We start from the raw sequence: 23947 nt of genomic DNA, 5'->3' as shown, positions 1-23947 counted from the left end.
TCCCCCAGTTTGCGCGGGCTTCAACTCGGCAGTTCTGCATCGCTGCAGCCTTCATTGATGTTCCGGCATGGATCCCCCGTCGCAAGAGCGACCCTCGCACTTCGCTGCGCTCATGCTGCGACCCGAGGATGACGAACTACCTGTTTGGCTTTCGCTAATCGTCACCGCTAGCGTGCGGCGCCCGCACCTGCGATGCGGGCCGGCGACAACATCCGCGATTGGCGGCGACGCCCCTCCTTTCGTCATCCTCGGGCGTAGCACGAGCGAAGCGAAGGGCGGAGACCCGGGGATCCATGCCGGAGCCTCAAAGAAGAACGCAACGGTGTAGAATGCATCAGCGCCAGGACCGGGCCGTGCCGGACGATCTTCCGGCCAATAGATTCCGGATAACCTCCGCTTCGCTACGGTTTCCGGGAAGACGACTTCATGGTTGTCACCGCTAATCGCCAAGGTTGACGAACTGCATGCGTGGCTTTCACCGATCGTCATGGACGGTCGCGAAATCCTCATCGCTGCCGCATCCACCGGCATGACGTACCCTACCAAATCCCGGAACTCCCGCCCGCTTGATGGCTTATTGTACAGCGTATATGCTTTGCCATTGAAATGTGGACCAGATGACCGAACACACGCTGATCAATGCCCAGAGCCGGCGCGAGCGCCAGAAGGCGGAACTGCGTGCGGAGCTTCTGGCGGCCGCCCATGCGCTGGTGAAGGAGGAGGGCTATGATGGCCTGACCATCCGCAAGCTTGCCAAGCGGGTCGGCTACGCGACGATGTCGGTCTATTCCTATTTCGCCGACAAGCACGAAATCCTGCTGGCGCTTGCCGAAGATGCCTACAGGAACCTGGCGCGGCGCATGGAGCAGGACACGCCGGCGGATCCGATGGCTGCCCTCCACAAAATGATGGAGGAATACACGCTCTTCGCGCTCGACAATCCCAACGAGTACCGGACCGTGTTCATGACCGGCGACCACAATCATCCTCTCGGGGCGAGCGAGGAGGAGATTCAGCTGGCCAAGGAACAGAATCCCGCCATGCAGATCCTGCTCAAGCGGGTGCAGGCCTGCATCGACGCCGGCATCTTCAGGGGCGACGTGCATGCCATCGCGACGCTGCTGTGGAGCTACGGGCACGGCACCGTGTCGCTGCTCATCACCTTCCCGCACTATCCCTTCGGCGACCGGGAAGTTTTTCTGCGGACCTCCATGGATGTGGCGCTGGCCGGGCTGACCTCGCGCGAGATCGGCGCCCTGACGCCGCCGGAAGAGCGCTGCTAGTTCCCGCTTAGTCTCTCCAATCGACATCGAAACCATCGGCATCGATTGCGATCAATCAAACGTGATTGCGGCGCGTTCGTACGCGTACGATTTTCTCTTGAAGATCGATGGCGGCGGGCGTACATGTCTGTCGTAACGTACATGTACGAAGAGATAAACGCCTCTACGGAGAAAGACGATGAAGAAGACAGCTCTCGCTTTGGCCGCGGTTCTCGCCCTTTCGGGCAGCGCCTTCGCCACTGATTTCGCCGCAACCCTGCAGTATCCGATTGCCGCTCCGCGCCTCGACGCGACTGTTGCGAGCAAGCCCGCCAAGGGCCTCGATTATTCCTCGACGGGGTCGATCAAGCAGAAGTCCATCAAGAGTTCGGCCCAGCCGTCGGGCGCTACGGCCCAGCCGAAGGCCAAAGCCAAGTAATTTTTTATCTCCCCGCAACCCTCCCCAAGGTTGCAGCACGAAAAGGGCGGCGGATTTTATCCGTCGCTCTTTTTGCGTCTGGAGCCATTAGTCAGGCGGTGGTGATGTGGTGCGGCAACCTCTCGATATCGACGCGCTTAAGCGCAGTATCATGGTTCCGTCATATCGTGACGTTCGGGGCCTATCGGAGAACAGGATCGATCGTCTATTTTGCGGTGCAGCAAGGCCCGCGCCAGCCCTGTTGGCGATAAGGCCGTACTGCCAGAAAGCGGAAGAAAAAATGATCGTCCGTCCCCGTCCTGGATTGCTGAAACTGTTCTTCGTCATGCGCGGATCGATCGTGCCACGCATCGCGCCGCAGATCATCGGCTTCGGCATTTATGCAGCCCTTGTGGTGGCGGGCGTGAAGGCGTCGGGCATCTCCTTCGACGGCTACAACATCGCCCCCTTCGGCCTGCTTGGCGTGACGCTGTCGATCTATCTCGGCTTCCGCAACAATGCCGCCTATGACCGCTGGTGGGAGGCGCGCAAACTGTGGGGCCAGCTCGTCTTCGACGTCAGGAATTTTTCGCGCGCCGTGCTGGCGCTGGTGCCGGGCGAGACGAAGGAGGCGCGGCCGATCCTGATGGAAGTGCTCGCCTTCTGCCACCTGTTGCGCGGGCAGCTACGCAATGTCGATGCCGGCGGCGAAGCGCGCGGTTTCATCGGCGATGAGCTGGACGGCGTGCTCACTGCCACCAACCGCCCGGACGAGATGGTGCGGCGCATGGGACGGCGGTTTGCCGCGCTGAAGGCGCAGGGCCGCATCGAGGCGATGGATTTCCGCATCCTCGACGAGCGGCTTTCGGGCATTGCAGCACTTCAGGCCGGCTGCGAGCGCATTGCCGGCACGCCGCTGCCTTTTGCCTATACGCTGCTGCTGCAGCGCTCGGCCTATATCTTCTGTCTGCTGCTGCCGTTCGGGCTGGCGTTCTCGGCCGGCTGGGGCACGCCGCTGTTCACCGCGCTGATCGCCTATTCCTTCTTCGGGCTGGATGCCTTGTCGGAGGAACTGGAAGACCCGTTCGGAACGCAGGCCAACGACCTCGCGCTCGATGCGCTCTGCCGCGTCTGCGAAATCTCGGTGTTCGAGGCGCTCGGCGAAACGCCGCCGGAAATGATCAAGCCGGAGAAGTATTTTTATTCATGAGCGTGCTGCTGCGCTTGCGCTGCAGAGCCGCCGATCAGAACTTTCAGTTGCCGGGAGTTGCGAACCGCATCGTGTAAATGGTTCCGGCAATGCCATTCGCAATCACCGGTGAAAGGCTCAACGGAAGGCAGGCCTGCAGGGACTTGACCGCGGTATCGACAAACGCCGTTCGCGCCTTCTCGTCGCCCTCGACGTTGATAGCGGTCGGTTTGGGAGCGCCGATCAAGGAGCCGTCCCGCTTCAGGCTGAAGCTCAGGGTGACCGATGAGTTTTTGATATCGGATGGAGCCTTCCAGCATGCCTGGATTGCCGCTCCGACTTCATCCATGGTTTTGAGCGGTTCGGCCTGCGCTGCGAGCGGTCCCATAAGGATCAATCCGGCAGCCGAAATCCGTATGATGATGTTTTTCATCTGCAGCCCTTTCCACTCTGCTGGTCTGAATTGCGTAACATGGAATAGATCAGCCGTGAATCGCCACCCTGGCATGCTGCCAGGGTGGCGCCGTGCAGCGGTCATGCGACGAAAAACTCACCCGCATTCATCGCCAGTCCGGGCGTCAGGGTGGCGAACTGGGTGGCGGCTGCGCCGCCGATGCCGTCCTTGTCGAAGAAAAGCCCGCCCGTCGTCGAATTGAAGATGATCCGGTCGCTGGCATCATGCGCGGCAGTGCCGATGTGGAATGCCGCCGCTGACAACCAGCCCGCCGCCAGGCCGAAGAAGATGCCCTTGTCCAGTTGGATCATGTCGTCGGCAACATTGTAGTCGGTGATGGTGTCGACATTGTTGGGTCCGAGCACCGTGTTGAAGACGAATGTGTCTTTGCCTTCCCCGCCGACCAGGCGGTCATTGCCGAGATAGCCGGCGAGGGTATCGTTGCCGGCACCGCCACGCAGGATGTTGTTGCCGCTGTTGCCGCCGACGGTGTTGGCAAGCGTGTTGCCGTTTCCGGTCAGGTTGCCGGAGCCCTGCAGCTCGAGGCGTTCGATGTTGGCGCCGATCGTCCAGTCGATCGAGGAGCGGATCGTGTCGCGGCCTTCGCCGGCTACCTCGATGATCCGATCCCCGCTCGAGGAGACAACGTAGATGTCATCGCCGGTTCCGCCAATCAGCGTGTCGTTGCCCAACCCGCCGTCGATCGTGTTGTTGCCGGCATTGCCGACGATGGTGTTGTCCAGAATGTTGCCGACAGCGTTTATGTTGCCGACGCCCTGAAGCTCCAGACGCTCGATGTTGTCACTCAGCGTCCAGGAGACGGAGGAGCGCACCGTGTCGGTGCCTTCGCCCACCAGTTCGATCGCCTGGTCGCCGGCTGCGTCCACGAAGAAGATGTCGTCGCCCAGTCCGCCGATCAAAGTGTCGTTGCCGCCGAGCCCGTCGAGCAGATCGTTGCCGACCCCGCCGTTTAGGGTGTTCGCGCCGGCATCGGTGCCGGTCAGCGTATCGTCAAAGGCCGAGCCGGTGAGGTTCTCGATGCCGGTCAGCGTATCGCCTTCGGCATGGCCGCCGGCGGCTGTTCCGGCTTCGAGGTTGATGATTATGCCCGCCGTCGATGCGGTGTAGTCGGCCGTGTCCGAACCCAGTCCGCCTATCAACGTATCCGCACCGCCAAGACCGATCAGGACATCGTCGCCGTTCCCGCCGTCGAGGATGTTCGCGTCCGCATCATTGCCGGTCAGCGTATCGGCAAAGGCCGAGCCGGTGAGGTTCTCGATGCTGGTCAGCACGTCGCCTTCGGCATGGCCGCCAGCGGCTGTTCCGGTTTCCAGGCTGATGATGACGCCCACTGTCGAGGCGGTATAGTCGGCAGTGTCGGAGCCGCCGCCGCCGTCCAGCGTGTCCGCACCGCCAAGGCCGGCAAGCACGTCGTTGCCGGCACCACCGGTAAGGATGTTCGCGTCCGCGTCGGTCCCGGTCAGCGTATCGTCAAAGCTCGATCCGATGAGGTTTTCGATGCCGGTCAGCGTATCGCCTTCGGCATGGCCGCCGCTCCCGGTGCCGGTGTTAAGGTTGACGATGACGCCTGCCGTCGAGGCGATGTAGTTGGCGGTGTCCGTGCCGGCGCCACCAATCAATGTGTCGGCACCGCCAAGCCCAATCAGAGCATCGTTGCCATCCCCGCCGTTCAGGACATTCGCGCCGGCATCGGTGCCGGTCAGCGTATCGTCGAAAGCCGAGCCGGTGAGGTTCTCGATGCTGGTCAGCGTATCGCCTACGGCATGGCCGCCGGCGACAGTTCCGGCTTCCAGGCTGATGATGACCCCTGCCGTCGATGCGGTGTAGTCGGCGGTGTCCGAACCGAGCCCGCCTATCAACGTATCCGCACCGCCGAGCCCGGCCAGGATATCGTCGCCATCCCCGCCGTTGAGAACATTCACGTCGGCATCGGTGCCGGTCAAGGTGTCGGCAAATGCCGAGCCGGTGAGGTTCTCGATGCCGGTCAGCGTATCGCCTTCGGCATGGCCGCCGGTTCCCGAACCGGTCTCGAGGCTGACGATGACACCCGCCGTCGAGGCGGTGTAGTCGGCAGTGTCGGTGCCCCCGTTGCCGATCAATGCGTCCGCGCCATCAAGGCCGATCAGGACATCGTTGCCGGCTGAGCCCGTCAGGCTGTCGGCGTGGGCAGAACCGATCAGGCGCTCGATGCCGGTCAGGGTATCGCCCTGGGCGTCGCCGCCGCTTCCGGTACCGGTGGTGAGGTTGACGGTGACGGCTGAAGCGGAGCCGGAATAATCCGCCGTGTCCGCCGTGCCGGCGCCGCCCTGCAGGGAATCGGCGCCCGCGCCGCCGATCAAAACATCGTCTCCCGCCCCGCCGAGGAGGATGTCATTGCCGCCCTGGCCGTTCAAAATGTCGTTGCCGCCCTGGCCATTGAAGGTGTTGGCGCCCGCGTTGCCGGTGAGGTTGTCGCCGCCGGTGTTGGAGCCAATCAGGTTGGTAATGCCCACGAGATAATCGCCCTGGGCGTCGCCACCGAAGCCCTGCGTTGCGTTGGTGAGTTGGAGGTTGATACCCTGCATCGGCAGGGTGAGGTTGACGGTTACCGACAGGTCGATGGTCACGCCGTCGACGGAAGTGGTGTAGTCGGCCGCATCGATGCCCGAGTTGGTGATAACACCAGCCGCGTTGAGGAGACCGCCGATGATTACGTCGGCACCGGCTCCGCCGCGGATCACATCGTCGCCGGACCAGCCGATCGCAATGTCGTCACCGCCGAGCGCGTCGACGAAGTCGTTGCCGATGCCCTGGACCGGGCCGATGATGAGATCGGGTAATACCTCGGCGCCGTTAGTGCCTGTGAAAGTGGCCATGATGTCCTCCTGTCAAAAAGTTGAAAGCTCTCGACGTGCCATTGCCCGGGCCGTTACCTCCTCCCCGGCGCAGTGCCTACCGAGGGTTGTAGCATATGGAAAGTGGACGTCTACTGCCTCACTATCCGGCCTGCCGGCCGGTCAGCGAAGGCACGAGCAATTGACGGTTTTTTCTCAGCAGATCACGACCGAGATGCGAACCCGCGCGACAATGGCTGATCCGTGCCGGAGCGGGTATACGGCAAGTGCCGTAGATCGACATCGCCAAGGTGTGCAATTCCGCCGCCCCTTCAGGAGCGGCGGTTTTGCATTGGGATCACGCCACGAAAAACTCGTTGGCATTCATCGCCAGTCCGGGCGTCAGGGTGGCGAACTGGGTTGCGGCAGCGCCGCCGATGCCGTCCTTGTCGAAGAAAAGCCCGCCAGTCGTCGAATTGAAGATGATCCGGTCGCTGGCATCATGCGCAGCAGTTCCGATGTGGAATGCCGCTGCCGTCAGCCAGCCCGCCGCCAGGCCGAAGAAGATGCCCTTGTCCAGCTGGATCATGTCGTCAGCGACATTGTAGTCGGTGATGGTGTCGACATTGTTCGGCCCGAGCACCGTGTTGAAGACGAAATTGTCCTTGCCTTCCCCGCCGACCAGGCGGTCATTGCCGAGATAGCCGGCAAGCGTATCGTTGCCGGCGCCGCCGCGCAGGATGTTGTTGCCGCTGTTGCCGCCAAGGGTGTTGGCAAGCGTGTTGCCGTTTCCGGTCAGGTTGGCGGTGCCCTGGAGTTCGAGGCGCTCGATATTGGCGCCGATCGTCCAGTCGACAGAGGAGCGGATCGTGTCGCGGCCTTCTCCGCCCGCTTCGACGATCCGGTTGCCTGTCGAGGAGACGATGTAGATGTCGTCGCCGTCGCCACCGGCCAGCGTGTTGTTGCCGAGCCCGCCGTCGAGGATGTCGCTTCCTGAGGTTCCGTTGACCTTGTCGCCATTGGAATCCAGGCCCCTGACTGTCACCGTCGCCGTGGCCGTGGAACCATCGGCAAGGGTATAGGTGAAGCTGTCAGTGGCGGTTGCGTCTATGCTGCCGGAGGTCACATAGTCCGGAAGATGGTTGAAGACGCCATTCGGATCATAGCCGAAGGTTCCATCGGCATTCACCGTCAGCAGGGCGCCGGATGCCAGCGTGATCTGGACCCCGACATTGCCGGAGATGCCGTTCACCGCGGTGATGGACAGAGGACTGTCGACGTCGGTGTCGGGGCTTGTGGGGTTGGCAGAAAACAGGCTCAAGCCCGCGCCGATCGCCGTGGCTTCGTCCGTTATGAAAGCGTCGTCCACGGCGACCGACAGATCGTCGACGGCGGAGACATTGACCGTCACGGTTGCAGGCGCGCTTACGGTGGTGCCATCCGTCACCGTGTAGGTGAAGTCGGCTGGGCCATTGTAGTTGGCGGCGGGCGTGAAGGTCACTGTGCCGTCGCCATTCAAGACCACCACACCATGCGAGCCGTTGGTGACCGAGGCAATCGAAAGCAGGCCGGCGCTGTCGATATCCGTGTCGTTGCCCAGCAGGTCGGCCGCGCTATAGGTCACGCTCGTATCTTCGACGGCCGAAAGTGTGTCGTCGACGGCTGCAGGCGCATCGTCGACGGCGGAGACGTTGACCGTCACGGTCGCCGGCGCGCTGGTGGCGGTTCCATCGGTCACCGTGTAGGTAAAGTCGGCTGCGCCATTGTAGTTGGCGGCGGGTGTGAAGGTCACGGTGCCGTCGCCATTCAGGACCACCACGCCATGCGAGCCGTTGGTGACCGAGGCAATCGAAAGCAGGCCATGGGCGCTGTCGATATCCGTGTCGTTGCCCAGCAGATCGGCCACGCTATAGGTCACGCTCGTGTCTTCGACGGCTGAAAGCGTATCGTTGACGGCCACGGGTGCATCGTTGACGGCGGAGACATTGACCGTCGCGGTTGCGGGCGCACTTATGGTGGTCCCATCCGTCACCGTGTAGGTGAAGTCGGCCGCGCCATTGTAGTTGGCGGCGGGCGTGAAGGTCACGGTGCCGTCGCCATTCAAGACCGCCACGCCATGCAGGCCGCTCGTGACCGAGGCAATCGAGAGCAGGCCGTGGGCGCTGTCGGTATCAGTGTCGTTGCCCAGCAGATCGGCCGCGCTATAGGTCACGCTCGTATCTTCGACGGCCGAAAGTGTGTCGTTGACGGCCACGGGCGTGTCATTGACGGCAGCCACCGAGACAGTTGTCGTCGCGGGCGCGGAAGTGGCGCCTTCTGCATCCGTCAAAGTCAGCGTCAGCGTGCGCGTGCTCGTGGAAGGATCGATGTCGTTCAGATTATGGTAGGTGAGGGCGCCTATCAGCGACTGGATCGATTGATCGGTCGCATTTGCATTGAAGGTGACGACAAGGCTGCTGCTGCCGGTTCCCCCGGCAAATGTGCCTATCACGGTGCCGAGATAGGTGATGTTCGACCCGGATACGCCGATAGCGCCACCTGACCCGCTGTTTTGAACGGAAAGCACGTCCTCGGCATTCACCCGTCCGGACGAAATGCGGAATGTCAGATTTCCGCCAGACCAGCCGGTTGCGTCAGGGTCGGTAACAGTTGTCGAGGGAAATCCGTCGATGACCAGAGGCGCGCCGCCCTCGGTGAAGGTCTTGTTGTCGGAGGCGTTGAAGTTGGTGATGATCGGATTGACGTTGACGTCGGCGGTAATGTTGTCGATCCAGAGGCTGGACGTCGGATTGGGCGATCCGGGGATGGACGAAATGGCATGGTCGCCCAGCTGAAGCGAACCGACCGGGCCGATCGTCATTCCCGGGAACATATGCTGAAGGGTGACCGGGCCGCCGCTGTATAGATCGTCAGCCAGGTTGCTGATCGGCCCGATTGTAAGATACGGCGTCCACTGACTTCCATCGGACGGGTCCGTCACCAGCCCCGGCGTCGCGTGATAGCTGACCTGAAAGTCCGTATAGTTGAATGTCGCTGCCTGGGCGCGCGAGATGTTGATTGTGAACGGGTGGTCGCCGACCGTCGGGTCTTCGGAGAAATTGAAACGCTCATTGTCGAAATTTGCGGTCCAGTTTCCGTCGGCAATGATGGTGAAAAGCAGCCCGCCCGCCGTCAATTGATTGTCGCCGCTGGCGCCGCTGGCAACCCCGTCGGTGATCTCACCAGAAGTAAATCTTACTGTTGTAAGTGTCATTTGCCGTCCCCCGCCCAGTCTGGAGCAAAAATACTTTCAGACTTGCGATCAAGTGCAGCAAAAACATGCGCTGCGCAAGGTCAGGCGAAATGTCAGCAGAGAATATATTTTGGTGCAGTTGAATTGCCGGCGCCTGGAGTTTTTGCGCTGGCCAATGCGGGTTTCCGCGGTTCGGGATCACACCACGAAAAACTCACCCGCATTTATCGCCAGTCCGGGCGTCACGGTGGCGAACTGGATCGCATCGATGCCGCCCAGACCGTCCTTGTCGAAGAAAAGGCCGCCCGTCGTCGAATTGAAGATGATCCGGTCGCTGGCATCATGCGCGGCAGTGCCGATGTGGAAGGCCGTTGCCGCCAACATCCCCTCCACCAGGCCGGCAAAGATTCCGTTCTCCAGCAGGATCATGTCGTCGGCGATCGTATAGTCGGTGATGGTGTCGATGTTGTCCGGACCGAGAACCGAGTTGAAGACGAAAGTGTCCCGGCCTTCCCCGCCGACCAGACGGTCATTGCCGAGATAGCCGGCAATCGTGTCTACGCCGCTGCCGCCGCGCAGGATGTTGTCGCCGCTGTTGCCGCCGACGGTGTTGTCGAACCCATTGCCGTTGCCGGTGAGATTGCCCGAGCCCTGCAGTTCGAGGCGCTCGACAGTGACGCCGACCGTCCAGTCGACCGAGGAGCGTATCGTGTCGCGTCCCTCTCCGGCCACCTCGATGACGCGGTCTCCGGTCGAGGAGACGATGAAGATGTCGTCGCCGGTTCCGCCAATTAATGTGTCGTTGCCGCCGAGCCCGTCGAGCAGGTCGTTGCCGGCTCCGCCCGCCAGCCGGTTTGCACCGGCATCGGTGCCGGTCAACGTATCGGCATAGGCCGAGCCGGTGAGGTTCTCGATGCCGGTCAGCACGTCGCCTTCGGCATGGCCGCCAGCGGCTGTTCCTGCCTCCAGGCTGATGATGACGCCCGCTGTCGAGGCGGTATAGTCGGCAGTGTCGGAGCCGCTGCCACCGTCCAACGTGTCAGCACCGTCAAGGCCGGCAAGCACGTCGTTGCCGACCCCACCGTTTAGGGTGTTCGCGCCGGCATCGGTGCCGGTTAGCGTATCGTCAAAGGCCGAGCCGGTGAGGTTCTCGATGCCGGTCAGCGTATCGCCTTCGGCGTGGCCGCCGGCGGCTGTTCCTGCCTCCAGGTTGATGATTATGCCCGCCGTCGATGCGGTGTAGTCGGCGGTGTCCGAACCCAGTCCGCCAATCAACGTATCCGCACCGCCAAGACCAATCAGGACATCGTCGCCGGCCCCGCCGTCGAGGATGTTCGCGTCCGCATCGTTGCCGGCCAGCGTATCGGTAAAGGCCGAGCCGGTGAGGTTCTCGATGCTGGTCAGCACGTCGCCTTCGGCATGGCCGCCAGCGGCTGTTCCGGTTTCCAGGCTGATGATGACGCCCACTGTCGAGGCGGTATAATCGGCAGTGTCGGAACCGCCGACGCCGCCGTCCAGCGTGTCGGCACCGCCAAGGCCGGCAAGCACGTCGTTGCCGGCACCACCGGTAAGGATGTTCGCGTCCGCGTCGGTCCCGGTCAGCGTATCGTCAAAGCTCGATCCGATGAGGTTTTCGATGCCGGTCAGCGTATCGCCTTCGGCATGGCCGCCGCTCCCGGTGCCGGTGTTAAGGTTGACGATGACGCCTGCCGTCGAGGCGATGTAGTTGGCGGTGTCCGTGCCGGCGTCACCAATCAATGTGTCGGCACCGCCAAGCCCAATCAGAGCATCGTTGCCATCCCCGCCGTTCAGGACATTCGCGCCGGCATCGGTGCCGGTCAGCGTATCGTCGAAAGCCGAGCCGGTGAGGTTCTCGATGCCGGTCAGCGTATCGCCTACGGCATGGCCGCCGGCGACAGTTCCGGCTTCCAGGCTGATGATGACCCCCGCCGTCGAGGCGGTGTAGTCGGCCGTGTCGGTGCCGAGGCCACCGATCAATGCGTCCGCGCCATCAAGTCCGGCGAGCACATTGTTTCCGGCATCGCCAGTCAGGCTGTCAGCGAATGCCGAACCGGTGACGTTCTCGATGCCGACCAGTGTGTCGCCGCCGGCATGGCCGCTGGAAACCTGCACGCCGAGGTTCAGGTCCACCGTTACGCCGGCGGTGGAGTTGGTGTAGCTGACGGTGTCATTGTCGGCGCCGCCGTCCAGGAGTTCGACATTCGAATTGGCGATCAGCGTGTCGTTGCCGCCATTGCCGTGGAGGGTTACCGCGCTTCCCCCGGCCGTCGCGAGGACGTCGTTGAAGGCTGTGCCCTGGAATTCTTCGATCCCCGCGCTGGCGGCGATCGTACCGATCAGGGTGCCATCGAGAAAACGGATGCCACCGTCGATCTCGCTGATGACGACGCCTTGCGCGAAATCCGAATAGTCGAGGATGTCGTAGCCGTCATAGCCGCCGAAGCGATTGCCTGCGGCGGTGCCGATAAGAATGTCGTCGCCACTGAGCGCGGCGATGAGATCACCGGGATTGAAGGTGACGTCAGTGTAGCCGGGCGGTGCTGTGTGCCCATCGCCTGCGAGATGGATAAAATCATTGCCGTCGGTGCCAAAAACAGTCGCCATTTTGGTCTCCACTCCTCCTGGATTGACCGGTATCGCTTCAGTCCGCCACTGGCGCCCGCGTCTCCTCAATCATGACGGGAAGGTTTGCCGCCGTCACCTATGCCGGTTGTATATCCTTAACCATTCCTTCATTGCCGCCGTACAAAGCCGCAAGCCACTCGCCTCGACTGGCCTTGCCGTTGATGTGACGCCAAAGCGGGGAAGGGCTCGGGCGTACCGGACGACTGCCTGTTCAATGCCTCAGGCCGGGGGCTTCCTGGCCGGTGCGTTCGACATATTCGACGTAGCCGCCGCCATAGGTATGGATGCCCTCGGGCGTCAGTTCCAGCACGCGGTTGGACAGCGCCGCGAGGAAATGCCGGTCGTGCGAAACGAAAAGCATCGTGCCCTCATACTGCGCAAGCGCTGAGATCAGCATTTCCTTGGTGGCGATGTCCAGATGGTTGGTCGGCTCGTCCAGCACCAGCAGGTTGGGTGGATCGAACAGCATGATCGCCATGACCAGCCGCGCCTTCTCCCCGCCTGAAAGCACCCGGCACTTCTTCTCGATCTCGTCGCCAGAGAAGCCGAAGCAGCCGGCGAGCGCGCGCAGCGGTGCCTGGCCCGCCTGCGGGAACGAATGCTCGAGCTGTTCGAAGACCGTCAGGTCGCCGTCGAGCAGGTCCATGGCATGCTGGGCGAAATAACCCATCTTGACGCTCGGCCCACGCGCCACCGTGCCCTGGTCCGGCTCCGAAGCGCCGGCGACGAGCTTGAGTAATGTCGACTTGCCGGCACCGTTGATGCCCATGATGCACCACCGCTCGCGGCGGCGAACCTGGAAGTCGAGGCCTTCATAGATGACCTTGCTGCCGTAGCGCTTGTGCACGTTCCTGATCGTAACGACGTCTTCACCGGAGCGCGGCGCCGGCTGGAATTCGAAGGCCACCGTCTGGCGGCGCTTGGGCGGCTCGACGCGGTCGATCTTGTCCAGCTTCTTGACGCGGCTCTGTACCTGCGCGGCATGCGAGGCGCGCGCCTTGAAGCGCTCGATGAACTTGATCTCCTTGGCGAGCATGGCCTGCTGTCGTTCGAACTGCGCCTGCTGCTGCTTGTCGGCCAGCTGGCGCTGCTGCTCGTAGAATTCGTAGTCGCCGGAATAGGTGGTGAGCGATCCGCTGTCGATCTCGATGATCTTGTTGACGATGCGGTTCATGAAGGCGCGGTCGTGCGAGGTCATCAACAGCGCGCCGTCATAGCCTTTCAGGAACGCCTCCAGCCAGATCAGGCTTTCGAGGTCGAGATGGTTCGACGGCTCGTCGAGAAGCATCACGTCCGGGCGCATCAGGAGGATGCGGGCGAGCGCCACGCGCATCTTCCAGCCGCCCGAGAGCGCGCCGACGTCGCCGTCCATCATCTCCTGGCTGAAACCCAGCCCGTCCAGCACCTCGCGGGCGCGGCCGTCAAGCGAATAGCCGTCCAATTCCTCGTAGCGGGCCTGCACTTCGCCATAGCGCTCGATGACGGCATCCATCTCGTCGGCGCGTTCGGGATCGACCATCGCCGCTTCAAGCGCGCGAAGCTCCGCCGCGATCTCGCTCACGGGTCCGGCACCTTCCATGACCTCGGCCACGGCACTATGGCCCGACATCTCGCCGACGTCCTGGTTGAAATAGCCGATGGTGATGCCGCGCTCGGTCGAAACCTGGCCCTCGTCGGGCAGCTCCTCGCTGTTGATCATGCGGAACAGCGTCGTCTTGCCCGCGCCATTGGGGCCGACCAGGCCGATCTTCTCCTGCTTCTGCAGGGTCGCGGAGGCCTCGATGAAAAGCAGCCGGTGGCTGTTCTGCTTGCTGACGTTTTCGATGCGGATCATGGTTTCGATGCCTGGGAGGGGATTGCTGCGGCCTTATGGCATGTACCGTTTGCGGCGGCGAGCGGCCGAACCGGATAAATTTCCGGAAAGCTGGAAAACAAAACGGCGGGCCAAAAACCCGCCGTTTCGCAAATAACAGACCAACGATGGCTTACGCCGCCGGGGCTTCCTCGGCCGGAGCAGCGGCTGCTGCAGCGAGGGCTGCTGCAGCGGTTTCCTGGGCCTTCTTGATGGCGTCGGCGCGTTCCTGCGCCTTCTTGCCCGGAAGTGCCTTGGTCGGGTTGTTGCGGGCGTCGCGCTTGGTCAGGCCGGCGGCGTCGAGGAAGCGGGCAACGCGATCGGTCGGCAGGGCGCCGTGGCCGAGCCAATGCTTGATGCGGTCCTCATCGATCTTGATGCGCTCGCCTTCCTTGGGCAGCATCGGGTTCCAGGCGCCGACCGTCTCGATGAAACGGCCATCGCGCGGCGAGCGCACGTCGGCGATGACGATGTGGTAGTAAGGGCGCTTCTTGGAGCCCGCACGGGCCAGACGAATCTTCAGTGACATGTTCTTCTCCTAGGGGGTTCGTTCAATTCAGGTGGTCTGTTGTCCGCCGCGTGATGCGGTCGAATTCTCGGTGCCATTCGAAGCAGCAATAGCCTCGTGATGGCGGATCACTTCGCGGATGATGAAGTTCAGGAACTTCTCCGCGAAATCGGGGTCGAGCTGGGCGTCGTCGGCAAGCCGGCGAAGGCGCTCTATCTGGGTCTGTTCGCGCGCCGGATCGGCAGGCGGCAGGCCGTGGGTAGCCTTGAGAACGCCCACTGCCTTGGTGCAGCGAAAACGCTCGGCCAGCATATGGATGAGGGCTGCATCGATGTTGTCGATCGAAGCGCGGTATTCGGCCAGCATTGCCTTCGGGTTCACATCGTCCATGACGCCGCTCACTTCTTCTTGCCGAGGCCGGGCAGACCGCCGGGTCCGCCGAGGCCGGGTAGCTTCATGCCGCCGGGAAGGCCGGGGAGACCGCCGCCGCCGAGACCGGGAAGGCCGCCTGGCAGGCCTTTGCCGAGGCCGGATGCCTGAGCCTGCTTCTGCAAGGCTTCGAGCTGTTTCGGGTCCATCTTGGACAGGTCGGGCATGCCACCCATGCCGCCGGCAAGGCCGCCGAGGCCCATCTTCTGCGCCATGCCGCCCATGAGGCCGCGCATCAGGCCACCGCCTTTGCCCTTGCCGCCCATGGCCTTCATCATGTCGGCCATGCCGCGATGCATCTTAAGCAGCTTGTTGATTTCGGCGGCATCGGTGCCGGAGCCGGCAGCGATGCGCTTCTTGCGCGAGTGCTTGAGCAGGTCGGGATTGGCGCGCTCGGCCTTGGTCATCGAGGAGATGATGGCGAGCTGGCGGCCGAACATCTTGTCGTCGAGGCCGGCAGCCGCAATCTGGTCCTTCATCTTGCCCATGCCGGGCATCATGCCCATGATGCCGCCCATTCCGCCCATCTTCTGCATCTGGCCAAGCTGGCCGGCAAGATCGTTGAGGTCGAACTTGCCCGACTGCATCTTCTTGGCCATCGCCGCGGCCTGTTCCGCGTCGATGTTTTCGGCGGCTTTCTCGACCAGCGAGACGATGTCGCCCATGCCGAGGATGCGGTCGGCGATGCGCTTGGGATGGAATTCCTCCAGCGCGTCCATCTTTTCGCCGACGCCGACCAGCTTGATCGGCTTGCCGGTGACGGCGCGCATGGAAAGGGCGGCACCGCCGCGGCCATCGCCGTCCATGCGGGTGAGCACGAGGCCGGTGATGCCGACGCGCTCGTCGAAATTCTTGGCGAGGTTGACGGCGTCCTGGCCGGTCAGCGAGTCGGCGACCAGCAGGATTTCGTGCGGCGAGGAGACGCGCTTGATGTCGGCCATCTCGGCCATCAGCGGCTCGTCGATATGGGTGCGGCCGGCTGTGTCGAGAATAACCACGTCGTGGCCACCGAGCTTGGCCGCCTGCACGGCGCGCTTGGCGATGTCGACCGGCGTCTGGCCGGCGACGATCGGCAGTGTGGCGACCTTCACCTGCTCGCCGATCTGGCGAAGCTGCTCCTGGGCAGCCGGGCGGCGCGTGTCGAGCGAGGCCATCAGGACCTTCTTGCCCTGGCGCTCGGTCAGCCGCTTGGCGATCTTGCCGGTGGTGGTGGTCTTGCCGGAGCCCTGCAGGCCGACCATCATGACGACGACCGGAGCCGGCGCGTTGAGGTCGATCGGTTCGCCTTCGGCGCCCAGCATCTCGACCAGCTCGTCATGGACGATCTTGACGACCATCTGGCCCGGCTTGATCGACTTCAGGACTTCGGCGCCGACAGCCTTCGAGCGCACCTTGTCGACGAAGGAACGCACGACCTCGAGCGCGACGTCGGCCTCGATCAGCGCGCGGCGAACCTCGCGCAGGGCAGCCGTGACATCGGCCTCCGACAGCGCGCCACGGCCGGTAAGGCCGTTCAGGATCGAGCCAAGGCGTTCCTGTAGCGATTCAAACATTCAGTTTCCCTTTATCTCTGGCACCCGGATGATGCCCGAGAGGTAGTGCTTTCGCGCCGAAGTTAAAACCCAAGCAAAGCCCAAAACCAAAAAGCACCCGGGGGCGCATTGCGCTGCCGGGTGTTGGCCTCCGGGATCGATTTATACCACTAGGGGTCCCGGTCGGCTGCTCGGAGTCTGTTACTCGTCGCGGAATTTCGAGGCTGTAGACAGGAAAAGGCGGCAGGAGTCAAGGGAATGGCACGAAAACGGGGCCCCGATGGGATTCAAAGCGCCAGCTTCATACCTTCATGGCTCGCCTTGAAGCCGAGTGACTCGTAAAAGGCAAGCGCCTCGGGCCGCGCCTTGTCGGTGGTGAGTTGGACGAGGCCGCAGCCGCGCGACCGGCATTGCTCGATTGCCCATGCGAAAAAGGCCTTGCCCGCGCCGCGTCCCCGCAGCGAGACGGCGATGCGCACGCTTTCGATCTGGCCGCGCCACATGCCCGTGCGCGACAGGCCGGGAATGAAGGTGATCTGCAGGCAGCCAACGACGGCTCCGTCCAGTTCGGCGACGGCAAGAAGCTGGTTGGGATCGCGCGCTATTGCTTCGAAGGCAGCACTATAGCGCTGGTCCAGCGGCAGAGAAGCATTTTCGCGTGTGCTACCGAGGTTGTCGTCAGCCAGAAGGGCGACGATGGCGGCAAGGTCGGATTCACTGGCTGGACGGAACAGAAGATCGCTCATGGCTGCACGGGAGATGCCTCAGCCGCCTCGGGCATGGGCGAAAGCGGGGCGCTGTCGGCTGAGACTTTCAAAGGCGAGCGCGGATGCAGGAGAAGGAGGGCCGTCAGCAGGCTGGCGACAAGCCCGATCCCGCCAACGATGACCATGTCGGTCGGTGTCCACCCGTCCCCTTCCAACGGCTTGCCGTTGAAAAGGGCAAGGGCACTGAACGAGCTCTGATGTGAAACCAGCAGAAACGCCACCAGATTGTTGCCGAGATGCGCGCCCATCGCCGCGCCCAGATTGCCGGTCTTGTAGACGAGCAATGTCAGCACGACGGTAAACAGGCCGATCGAGGCCAGTCCAACGGCATTCACCATCATGCTGGTGCCGGGGCTCCAATGCAGCGAAACGAATGCCAGCCCCGGCAGAAGCGCCCAGACCAGCGGGCTTCGGAAGCGATGCGCTAGGCCTCTCAGCAAATAGCCGCGGAACAGGATTTCTTCCGAAGAGGTCTGCACGAAGATCAGAAGTCCCGCAGGGACCAGAAGCAGCAGCCATGACGACAGATCGAGCGAACTCCGCGTCATTTCGGGCTGAAGTGCATACAAAAGCACCTCGGACAGCAGCGAGGTCGCCAGCACGGCCGCCAGCCCCTTCCAGAAGCCCGGCCACGATATCCTGCGGCTGTAGCCGAACAATGCGCTGAGCGGCTCGCGGTGGGTGTGGCGCATCTCGATCCAGACACCGAGCCAGATGCCTGCGAAGGTGAGGAGTGCGGCCAGCATTCCTACGCTTGTCTCGAGGAAACTTCCTTCGGTCGGGGCGGCAAGATAGTGCTCGGCCACGAGTGTGACGCCGACTGTCACGGCGAACCAGAAGGCAGTGATGATCAGCGTGCCGACAAGCAGACGCGGCAGCGTCGTCTTGTTGGCGCTGCGCCTGTATTGCTCAAAAGCGGTCGGATCCAGTGTCATGCAAGCCCCTTCGCGCGAATATACCCAATCTCAGGATTCGGGGAACAGGTTGCGGCGGACAAAAGGCATTTTCAACTTAGCTAATGTTAAGGAATTCCAGCTAAGATATAGTGGGGTAAGCATGCGGCTCCGTTTAGAGTGTCATCCATGAATGATGCATCCGACCGTTCGCGTTCCGATCGGGTTGACGACCATCACTCCTACCCCGACGGCGCGGCCTCGGCCCTGGTCGGCTTTGCCGACACGACGGAACTTGCCCTGATGATGATCGATGCGCGCGGCATCATCACCTATGTCAACCGAGCGGGCCAGCGCCTGCTCGGCTATGAACGCCACGAAATGATCGGCCACACGCTCGACCTGATCATTCCTGAGCGCTTGCGTGGCGCACACAGCGCCGGCGTGGCGCGTGTCGGAAGCGGCCAGCCGTCGAAGCTCAGCGGCAAGACGGTAGAGGTCGCGGCCTTGCGGCGCGACGGCACAGAATTCCCCATCGAGCTGTCGCTTTCGGTCTGGCAAGGGCCGGACGGCGTGGTGATGGGCGGCATCATCCGCGACATATCCGAGCGCCGCCAGCGCGATACGCGGCTTCACCGGCTTGCCCATCACGATCCGCTGACCGGCCTTCCCAACCGCGCGCAGGTCAACGAGCGGCTCGGCGCCATCCTTGCGGCAGGCGGGCAGGCGGCCATACTCCTGTTCGATCTCGACGGCTTCAAGAAGGTCAATGACAATCTCGGCCATGCGACCGGAGATACGTTGTTGCAGGCGCTTGCGGTGCGGCTGCCTGCCGTGCTCGATGCCGACGCGATCCCGGCGAGAATTGGCGGCGACGAGTTTGCCGTTATTCTGCCCGATGTCGGCGATCCCATGAAAGCGTCCGCTGCCGCGCGGTCCATCCTCGATGCCTTCCGGCAGTCCTTCACCATCGGCGATCATGTCCTCAAGCTCGGTGCCTGCGTCGGCGTTGCCCTCGGGCCTGCCCATGGCGCCGATCCAGAAGAGCTGATTGCAAGCGCCGATCTCGCGCTGTCCCACGCCAGGCGCGACGGCAGCCCGGGTTTCAGGCTTTATGAGCCGGCAATGCGCAGCGCGATGGCGGCGCGGCGGCTGATGAAGGACGAACTGCTTCAAGCCGTCGGCGCCGGGGAACTGGTTCTGCACTACCAGCCGCAGATCGACCTCGAAAGCGGTGCGGTCTTCGGGGCCGAGGCGCTTCTGCGCTGGAACCACCCGACGCGCGGCCTGCTTTTCCCGGCTACGTTCCTGTCGGTGCTCGAATCCCATTCGCTGGCACTGCAGGTCGGCGGCTGGATCCTCGACGAAGCCTGCCGGCAGGCCGCCGAATGGCGCAGCACAGGTCTGCCCGACATGCGGATCGCGGCAAACTTGTTTTCCGCGCAGATAAACGCTGGAAACCTGGCGCAGGTGGTGACCGAGACGCTCGATCGTCACGGGCTGCCGCCGGAGGCGCTGGAGGTCGAGGTAACGGAGACGGTCGTTCTCGAAAACGACGACCGGGTGCTGGCGCCCTTCCGCGAACTTCGCGACCGTCAGGTCGGGGTGGCCTTCGACGATTTCGGTACCGGCCACGCCTCGCTGAGCACGCTCAAGCGTTTTCCGCTGACCACGCTGAAGATCGACCGGAGCTTCGTTCGCGACCTGCTCACCGACCGCTCGGCTGGCGCAATCGTCCAGGCGCTGCTGGGCATGGGGCGCAGCATGGGTCTCGATGTCATAGCCGAGGGTATCGAAACCGAGAAACAGCAGGCCGCACTGCTCGCCATGGGCTGCAGGATCGGCCAGGGTTATCTCTACGCCAGGGCGCTGCCGTCCGAGGAATTCACGCGCCGGTTCGTCGAGACCAAGGGCAAGGCCAGGGGGAAGGCTGCCGGATCCCGCTGATTGACATCCAGCCGTTCCACAATGCTGCCCCTTCGAGGGGATGGCCGACCCTCAATCGGCTCGGCTGATCCGCGCACTCGGCCGGGCGAGAAAAGGCTTAAACGCTGCCGCGACCTTGGCAAGGAATCCCTTGCTGAATGATCCCAATACCTCTGTGTTCGGATCATAATAGAACGAGTGTTCGGCTATGTCGTGATTGAACTCGGAAACTGTGATCCACGCATCTTTCCAGTCGCGGATTCCGGCCCTGCGGCATTCGAGTTGCGGAATCTCCAAAGCGGTCTGATCGGACCGGGGTGGGGTGCCGGAGATGGCCAAAAGGATCAAATTCGTCTGATTGCCGCTGGGTATAGCAAGTACCATGCAGACCGGGCGAGACTTCCGCCCTTCAGTTTCGCCTTTGTCGCGCTGCCATGCCCAGAGATATGGGAAGCGGATGATTGAACCGTTGGCTGGAATGTCAGCCACCGGTTTGGCTTCCTTCCTCTATCAGCCGGTCCAGTTCAGGACCGATCAACTCTGCCAATTCCGGCGGTGCTTCATGCGGGCCGTAAACCTTACGCGGATCGAGCTGCAATTTCATGGCCTCGAAATCATCGTAGGTCATCAGGACATAGCGGGGTTTACGGTGTTGGGTGATGGTGACTGGCTGGCGATCTGCCGCCATGGTCACGGTCTTGATGTCACGCAGCAGGTCTACTGTCGAAAATTTCCGCATCATGTAATTCCTTCGAATAATGCGGAATATACAAATTATTTGACTATTAGACAAGGTGCATTCGCAAGGCGTCAAATCGAAGACGACGACTTCTGCGATGGAACATTCCAATTACGGGGCCGAACGGCGAGAGCCGTCCGGCGTTTTTCATGGGTTATGCGGTCGGGTCACCGCACGACATAGACGATCCTGCGCGTGCCTGGATCGACCAGGGCCGGCTGGCCGTTCACATAGACATAGCGATAGTCGTAGTCGGGAATTTCCTGAAGTTCGACCGTGTCGGGCAGGCCTGCGCCGACGACGACTTCACCGTCGAGGTAAACCGGGTCGACCTGATGGCTGGTGACATAGGTGCGCACTTCCGGCGGCGGTTCCGCCGCAGCCCCTGCCGAGCCTCCGACCGCCACGCCGGCTACGCCGCCGACAGCTGCACCGATAGGTCCACCGATGAGTGCGCCACCGATTGCGCCGGTGGCACCACCGACCAATGCGCCTGTTGCGCCGCCTTCACCCTTGGGCGCTTCGACGATTGTCACCTGGGAATCTGCGGGGCGCTCGCTGAGCACGACGCCCGATCCACCGAAATCGCCGGTCAGATAGTCGGCATAGACCCAACCCTCGCCATCGGCGGTGACGACCGAGCACCATTTGCTGTTTTCGATACAGCCATTGAGGGTGGTGCCCTCATTGGCGCCGATGAAGCTGACGACAGGGTATTGCGGGCCAGGCCCCGAGCGGACATTGAGGTCCGTCACGGCAGTTACTTCAGCGGCAAAGGCCGCTCCCGAAATGGCAAGCAAGGCGGCGGCTGCCACTGAGCCAAGAATCATGGATTTCATCATCTCTCTCCGTTTTTGACCCCTCTAGAGAGGATCAATCCGGGGAGGCTCCATGAGTTCCCGCTAAAATAAGGTCATTCAGTGACGATTTCGGGGCAAGGGACAGGCGGTTGGCGATCTCGCCGGCAACGGCTTCGCCCGACAATCTTGCGCCGCCGCAGGTCTGGATCAACGGCCCGCTGAGCGCCTCGCCAGCAAAATATATGCGCTCGGCGACCGGCTGCATGAGGGTCGCGCGGGCGGACGCCTTGCCGGGCCGCGCGGCAGCGTAAGCACCGCGCACGAAGCGCTCCGCCCCCCAATTGGTCATCATGGCGCGGCCGACATGCTTCCTCACGTCGCTGCCGAAAATGCCGCAAAGCCGGTCGGTGACAAAATCGATGCCCGCCGCCTCGCCGGCGGCCGACATCTCCCAGGCGAAGTCGCCGCCGACGAAACCGACCATCAGGTCGAGATCGAAGGGGAAGCAGAGGAAATAGACATCGTGGCGGGCCGGCCGCTCGATCAGCAGGTCGTCGAACGGGTTAAGGCCGAGGCGCGTGCCTTTGATCTCGATCGGCAGCTTCGTCAGCATGCCCATCGGCAGATCGAAGAACGCCTCGACATAGGCGTCCGGCAGAAAGGGCGAGAACTCGATCTCCTCGAAGGCCAGCACCGCCGGCGAGGCGGTGACGATGACGGCCTTGGCGCGGATGGTGCCGCGATCGGTGACGACGGCAACCCCCGGCACGTCCCAGAGGATCTTGCGGACGGGTGTCGACAGTTCCACCGGCACGTCGGCACCGAAGCGGGCGACCAGCGCGCCCAAACCCTCCTTGGTGAAATAATTAGGGTCGAGGTCGGCTGCGGCGCGGAAATCCTGGACCGAGACCTCGTCGTAATCCTGGCCGAAGTCCATCGGACCGGAAAAGGTTGCGGCAGCGCGCGGAGCAGAACCTTTGGCCAGCCGGCCCGAGGCGAGCAGCGCGGAGACGCGGTCGTCGGCGCCGTCCCATTTTTCCAGAAGAGCCGCAAGCTGGGCGTCGGCGCGCTTCATCTCCGCCTCTTCGGCCTCGCTGGCCTTGCGCTTGCCATAATAGAGGTGATCGACATTCATGTCGTGGTGGTGGAGCGTCCAGCCTGCTGACTGGGCGTCCGGAAAATACGGGTTGCGGTCGGCGGCATGCAGCCAGGCGCAGCCGATATCGAAGGGAACGCCGAAATGCTGGCTGGAGGTCCAGGCCCTGCCGCCGATACGGTCCATGGCCTCGAGAACCCTGAAGGAAAGACCGGCGGCCCGCAGGACTTTTGCCGCGGCAAGACCTGCCGAACCCGCGCCGACGATCACGACATCGACATCTTCCATGAAGTCCCCCTCAGGACTTTGATCAGGACCGGGCGATCAGATACCGTTCCCAGTACTTGACCTTACGGAAATTTCATCTTGTTCGCCAGTATCGCTTGCTTTGCTCGTAAACCTGATCTTAACGGTGACAAATCAAGCAATTGCTGGCAGATAGCGTTTCAGGGACGTGATTCAGGCAATCAGGAGAACAGCATGGCATTTTCTGCCAAGGGAAAGATTTTTGCCGCCGCCGCCTTCGCCATGCTCGGTCTTGCGACCGGCAGCGCAAATGCGGCGCAATGCGGCAACACTGCCGCCGGTTTCGAGGCATGGAAGAAGCAGTTCGGCCAGGAAGCTGCGGCCAACGGCATCAGCGGCCGTGCGCTGAGCGCGCTGGCCGGCACCAAATATGCCACCAAGACCATCTCCGCCGACCGCAACCAGCATAGCTTCAAGCTGTCGCTGAGCCAGTTCATGGCCAAGCGCGGCGGCAAGACCATCGCCTCGCGCGGCAAGGCGATGAAGGCGCAGAATGCCGCGCTGTTCGATCGCATCGAGCAGCGCTACGGCGTGCCCGCCGGCCCACTGATCGCGATCTGGGGCATGGAAACGGGTTTCGGCAGCTTCACCGGCAACCAGAACACGCTGTCGGCTGTCGCGACGCTGGCCTATGACTGCCGCCGCAGCGACTATTTCACCGACCAGCTCTATGCCGCGCTGAAGCTGGTGCAGAACGGCACTCTGACGGCCTCTACGACAGGTGCAGCGCATGGCGAGATCGGCCAGACCCAGTTCCTGCCGGTGAACGTGCTGAAATACGGCGTCGATGGCGACGGCAATGGCCGCGTCGACCTCAAGGGCAAGGCCGACGCACTGGCCTCGACCGCCAACTTCCTGCGCGGCCATGGCTGGTCGCGCGGTGGCGGCTACCAGCCGGGACAGGCCAATTTCGGCGCCATCCAGGGCTGGAACGCAGCCAGCGTCTACCAGCAGGCCATCGCCATTATCGGCGCGGAAATCGACGGGCAGTAAAAATCCCTGAAGCGAAACAAAAAACCCGGCGGAGACGCCGGGTTTTTTGTTGGAATGGCGCTCTGATAAAG

Annotated in this window: 19 protein-coding genes; 5 read left to right on the top strand and 14 right to left on the bottom strand. The window is 62.7% G+C overall.

Annotated features, from left to right (window positions below; all coding sequences use genetic code 11):
- The first annotated feature begins 617 nt into the window (after positions 1–617).
- From WBQ96_RS25000 to WBQ96_RS24990, 3 genes are all read left to right on the top strand, one after another.
- Positions 618–1283 carry a TetR/AcrR family transcriptional regulator gene (locus tag WBQ96_RS25000; RefSeq protein WP_336554964.1) on the top strand — a complete coding sequence of 222 codons (666 nt, stop codon included), beginning with the start codon at positions 618–620 and terminating at the stop codon, positions 1281–1283.
- 178 nt (positions 1284–1461) lie between these two features.
- On the top strand, positions 1462–1701 hold the full coding sequence (locus WBQ96_RS24995; RefSeq protein WP_336554962.1) for a DUF680 domain-containing protein: 240 nt from the start codon (positions 1462–1464) through the stop codon (positions 1699–1701).
- Between the two features lie 280 nt (positions 1702–1981).
- Complete coding sequence (locus tag WBQ96_RS24990) at positions 1982–2890, top strand: bestrophin family protein (protein ID WP_336554960.1); 909 nt, start codon at positions 1982–1984, stop codon at positions 2888–2890.
- 43 nt (positions 2891–2933) lie between these two features.
- On the opposite strand, the gene WBQ96_RS24985 is transcribed toward WBQ96_RS24990, so the two are convergent.
- From WBQ96_RS24985 to WBQ96_RS24940, 10 genes are all read right to left on the bottom strand, one after another.
- Positions 2934–3302 carry a hypothetical protein gene (locus WBQ96_RS24985; protein ID WP_337035938.1) on the bottom strand — a complete coding sequence of 123 codons (369 nt, stop codon included), beginning with the start codon at positions 3300–3302 and terminating at the stop codon, positions 2934–2936.
- A gap of 101 nt (positions 3303–3403) precedes the next feature.
- Positions 3404–6199 (bottom strand): beta strand repeat-containing protein, encoded by a 2796-nt coding sequence (locus tag WBQ96_RS24980; RefSeq protein WP_336554957.1) that lies wholly within the window; start codon positions 6197–6199, stop codon positions 3404–3406.
- Between the two features lie 316 nt (positions 6200–6515).
- On the bottom strand, positions 6516–9410 hold the full coding sequence (locus WBQ96_RS24975) for a tandem-95 repeat protein (RefSeq protein ID WP_336554956.1): 2895 nt from the start codon (positions 9408–9410) through the stop codon (positions 6516–6518).
- A 177-nt stretch (positions 9411–9587) separates the two neighbouring features.
- Positions 9588–12014, bottom strand: a complete 2427-nt coding sequence (locus WBQ96_RS24970) for a beta strand repeat-containing protein (RefSeq protein ID WP_336554954.1) — start codon at positions 12012–12014, stop codon at positions 9588–9590.
- Positions 12015–12246: 232 nt separating this feature from the next.
- A complete protein-coding gene (locus WBQ96_RS24965; RefSeq protein WP_336554953.1) occupies positions 12247–13869 on the bottom strand; it encodes an ABC-F family ATP-binding cassette domain-containing protein in 1623 nt (540 codons plus the stop codon).
- A 151-nt stretch (positions 13870–14020) separates the two neighbouring features.
- Complete coding sequence (rpsP, locus tag WBQ96_RS24960; RefSeq protein ID WP_336554951.1) at positions 14021–14416, bottom strand: 30S ribosomal protein S16; 396 nt, start codon at positions 14414–14416, stop codon at positions 14021–14023.
- A 27-nt stretch (positions 14417–14443) separates the two neighbouring features.
- On the bottom strand, positions 14444–14785 hold the full coding sequence (locus tag WBQ96_RS24955; RefSeq protein WP_165117887.1) for a chorismate mutase: 342 nt from the start codon (positions 14783–14785) through the stop codon (positions 14444–14446).
- 8 nt (positions 14786–14793) lie between these two features.
- The gene (gene ffh / locus WBQ96_RS24950) at positions 14794–16377 is read right to left on the bottom strand and encodes a signal recognition particle protein (RefSeq protein ID WP_336554948.1); all 1584 of its coding nucleotides are present in this window, start codon (positions 16375–16377) and stop codon (positions 14794–14796) included.
- A gap of 266 nt (positions 16378–16643) precedes the next feature.
- Entirely contained in the window at positions 16644–17102 is a 459-nt protein-coding gene (locus WBQ96_RS24945; RefSeq protein ID WP_336554947.1) for a GNAT family N-acetyltransferase, read from the bottom strand.
- Positions 17099–18058 carry a CPBP family intramembrane glutamic endopeptidase gene (locus WBQ96_RS24940; RefSeq protein WP_336554945.1) on the bottom strand — a complete coding sequence of 320 codons (960 nt, stop codon included), beginning with the start codon at positions 18056–18058 and terminating at the stop codon, positions 17099–17101. The genes WBQ96_RS24945 and WBQ96_RS24940 overlap by 4 nt, the downstream gene beginning before the upstream one ends.
- Before the next feature lie 147 nt (positions 18059–18205).
- On the opposite strand from WBQ96_RS24940, the gene WBQ96_RS24935 reads away from it, so the two are divergent.
- On the top strand, positions 18206–19963 hold the full coding sequence (locus tag WBQ96_RS24935; RefSeq protein WP_336554943.1) for a putative bifunctional diguanylate cyclase/phosphodiesterase: 1758 nt from the start codon (positions 18206–18208) through the stop codon (positions 19961–19963).
- Positions 19964–20014: 51 nt separating this feature from the next.
- Here the strand turns inward: WBQ96_RS24935 and WBQ96_RS24930 are convergent, their stop codons facing one another.
- The 4 genes from WBQ96_RS24930 to WBQ96_RS24915 all read right to left on the bottom strand — a co-directional run bounded on the left by WBQ96_RS24930 (position 20015) and on the right by WBQ96_RS24915 (position 22865).
- Entirely contained in the window at positions 20015–20431 is a 417-nt protein-coding gene (locus tag WBQ96_RS24930; RefSeq protein ID WP_336554942.1) for a hypothetical protein, read from the bottom strand.
- Positions 20424–20684 (bottom strand): type II toxin-antitoxin system prevent-host-death family antitoxin, encoded by a 261-nt coding sequence (locus WBQ96_RS24925; RefSeq protein ID WP_337035937.1) that lies wholly within the window; start codon positions 20682–20684, stop codon positions 20424–20426. The genes WBQ96_RS24930 and WBQ96_RS24925 overlap by 8 nt, the downstream gene beginning before the upstream one ends.
- Before the next feature lie 164 nt (positions 20685–20848).
- Positions 20849–21520, bottom strand: coding sequence for a DUF1236 domain-containing protein (locus tag WBQ96_RS24920; protein WP_165117896.1), 672 nt, complete (start codon positions 21518–21520; stop codon positions 20849–20851).
- A 34-nt stretch (positions 21521–21554) separates the two neighbouring features.
- Positions 21555–22865: a flavin monoamine oxidase family protein gene (locus WBQ96_RS24915; RefSeq protein WP_336554939.1), complete on the bottom strand. Its 1311-nt coding sequence runs from the start codon at positions 22863–22865 to the stop codon at positions 21555–21557.
- 192 nt (positions 22866–23057) lie between these two features.
- On the opposite strand from WBQ96_RS24915, the gene WBQ96_RS24910 reads away from it, so the two are divergent.
- The gene (locus tag WBQ96_RS24910; protein WP_336554937.1) at positions 23058–23876 is read left to right on the top strand and encodes a lytic murein transglycosylase; all 819 of its coding nucleotides are present in this window, start codon (positions 23058–23060) and stop codon (positions 23874–23876) included.
- The last annotated feature ends 71 nt before the right edge of the window (positions 23877–23947 follow it).

It is taken from the genome of Mesorhizobium sp. CCNWLY176 (assembly GCF_037153935.1).
GTDB classification, from domain to species: Bacteria; Pseudomonadota; Alphaproteobacteria; order Rhizobiales; family Rhizobiaceae; genus Mesorhizobium_M; species Mesorhizobium_M zhangyense.
Note: the sequence above shows the minus strand (reverse complement) of the source record. Positions and strands in the feature narration are given on the sequence as shown.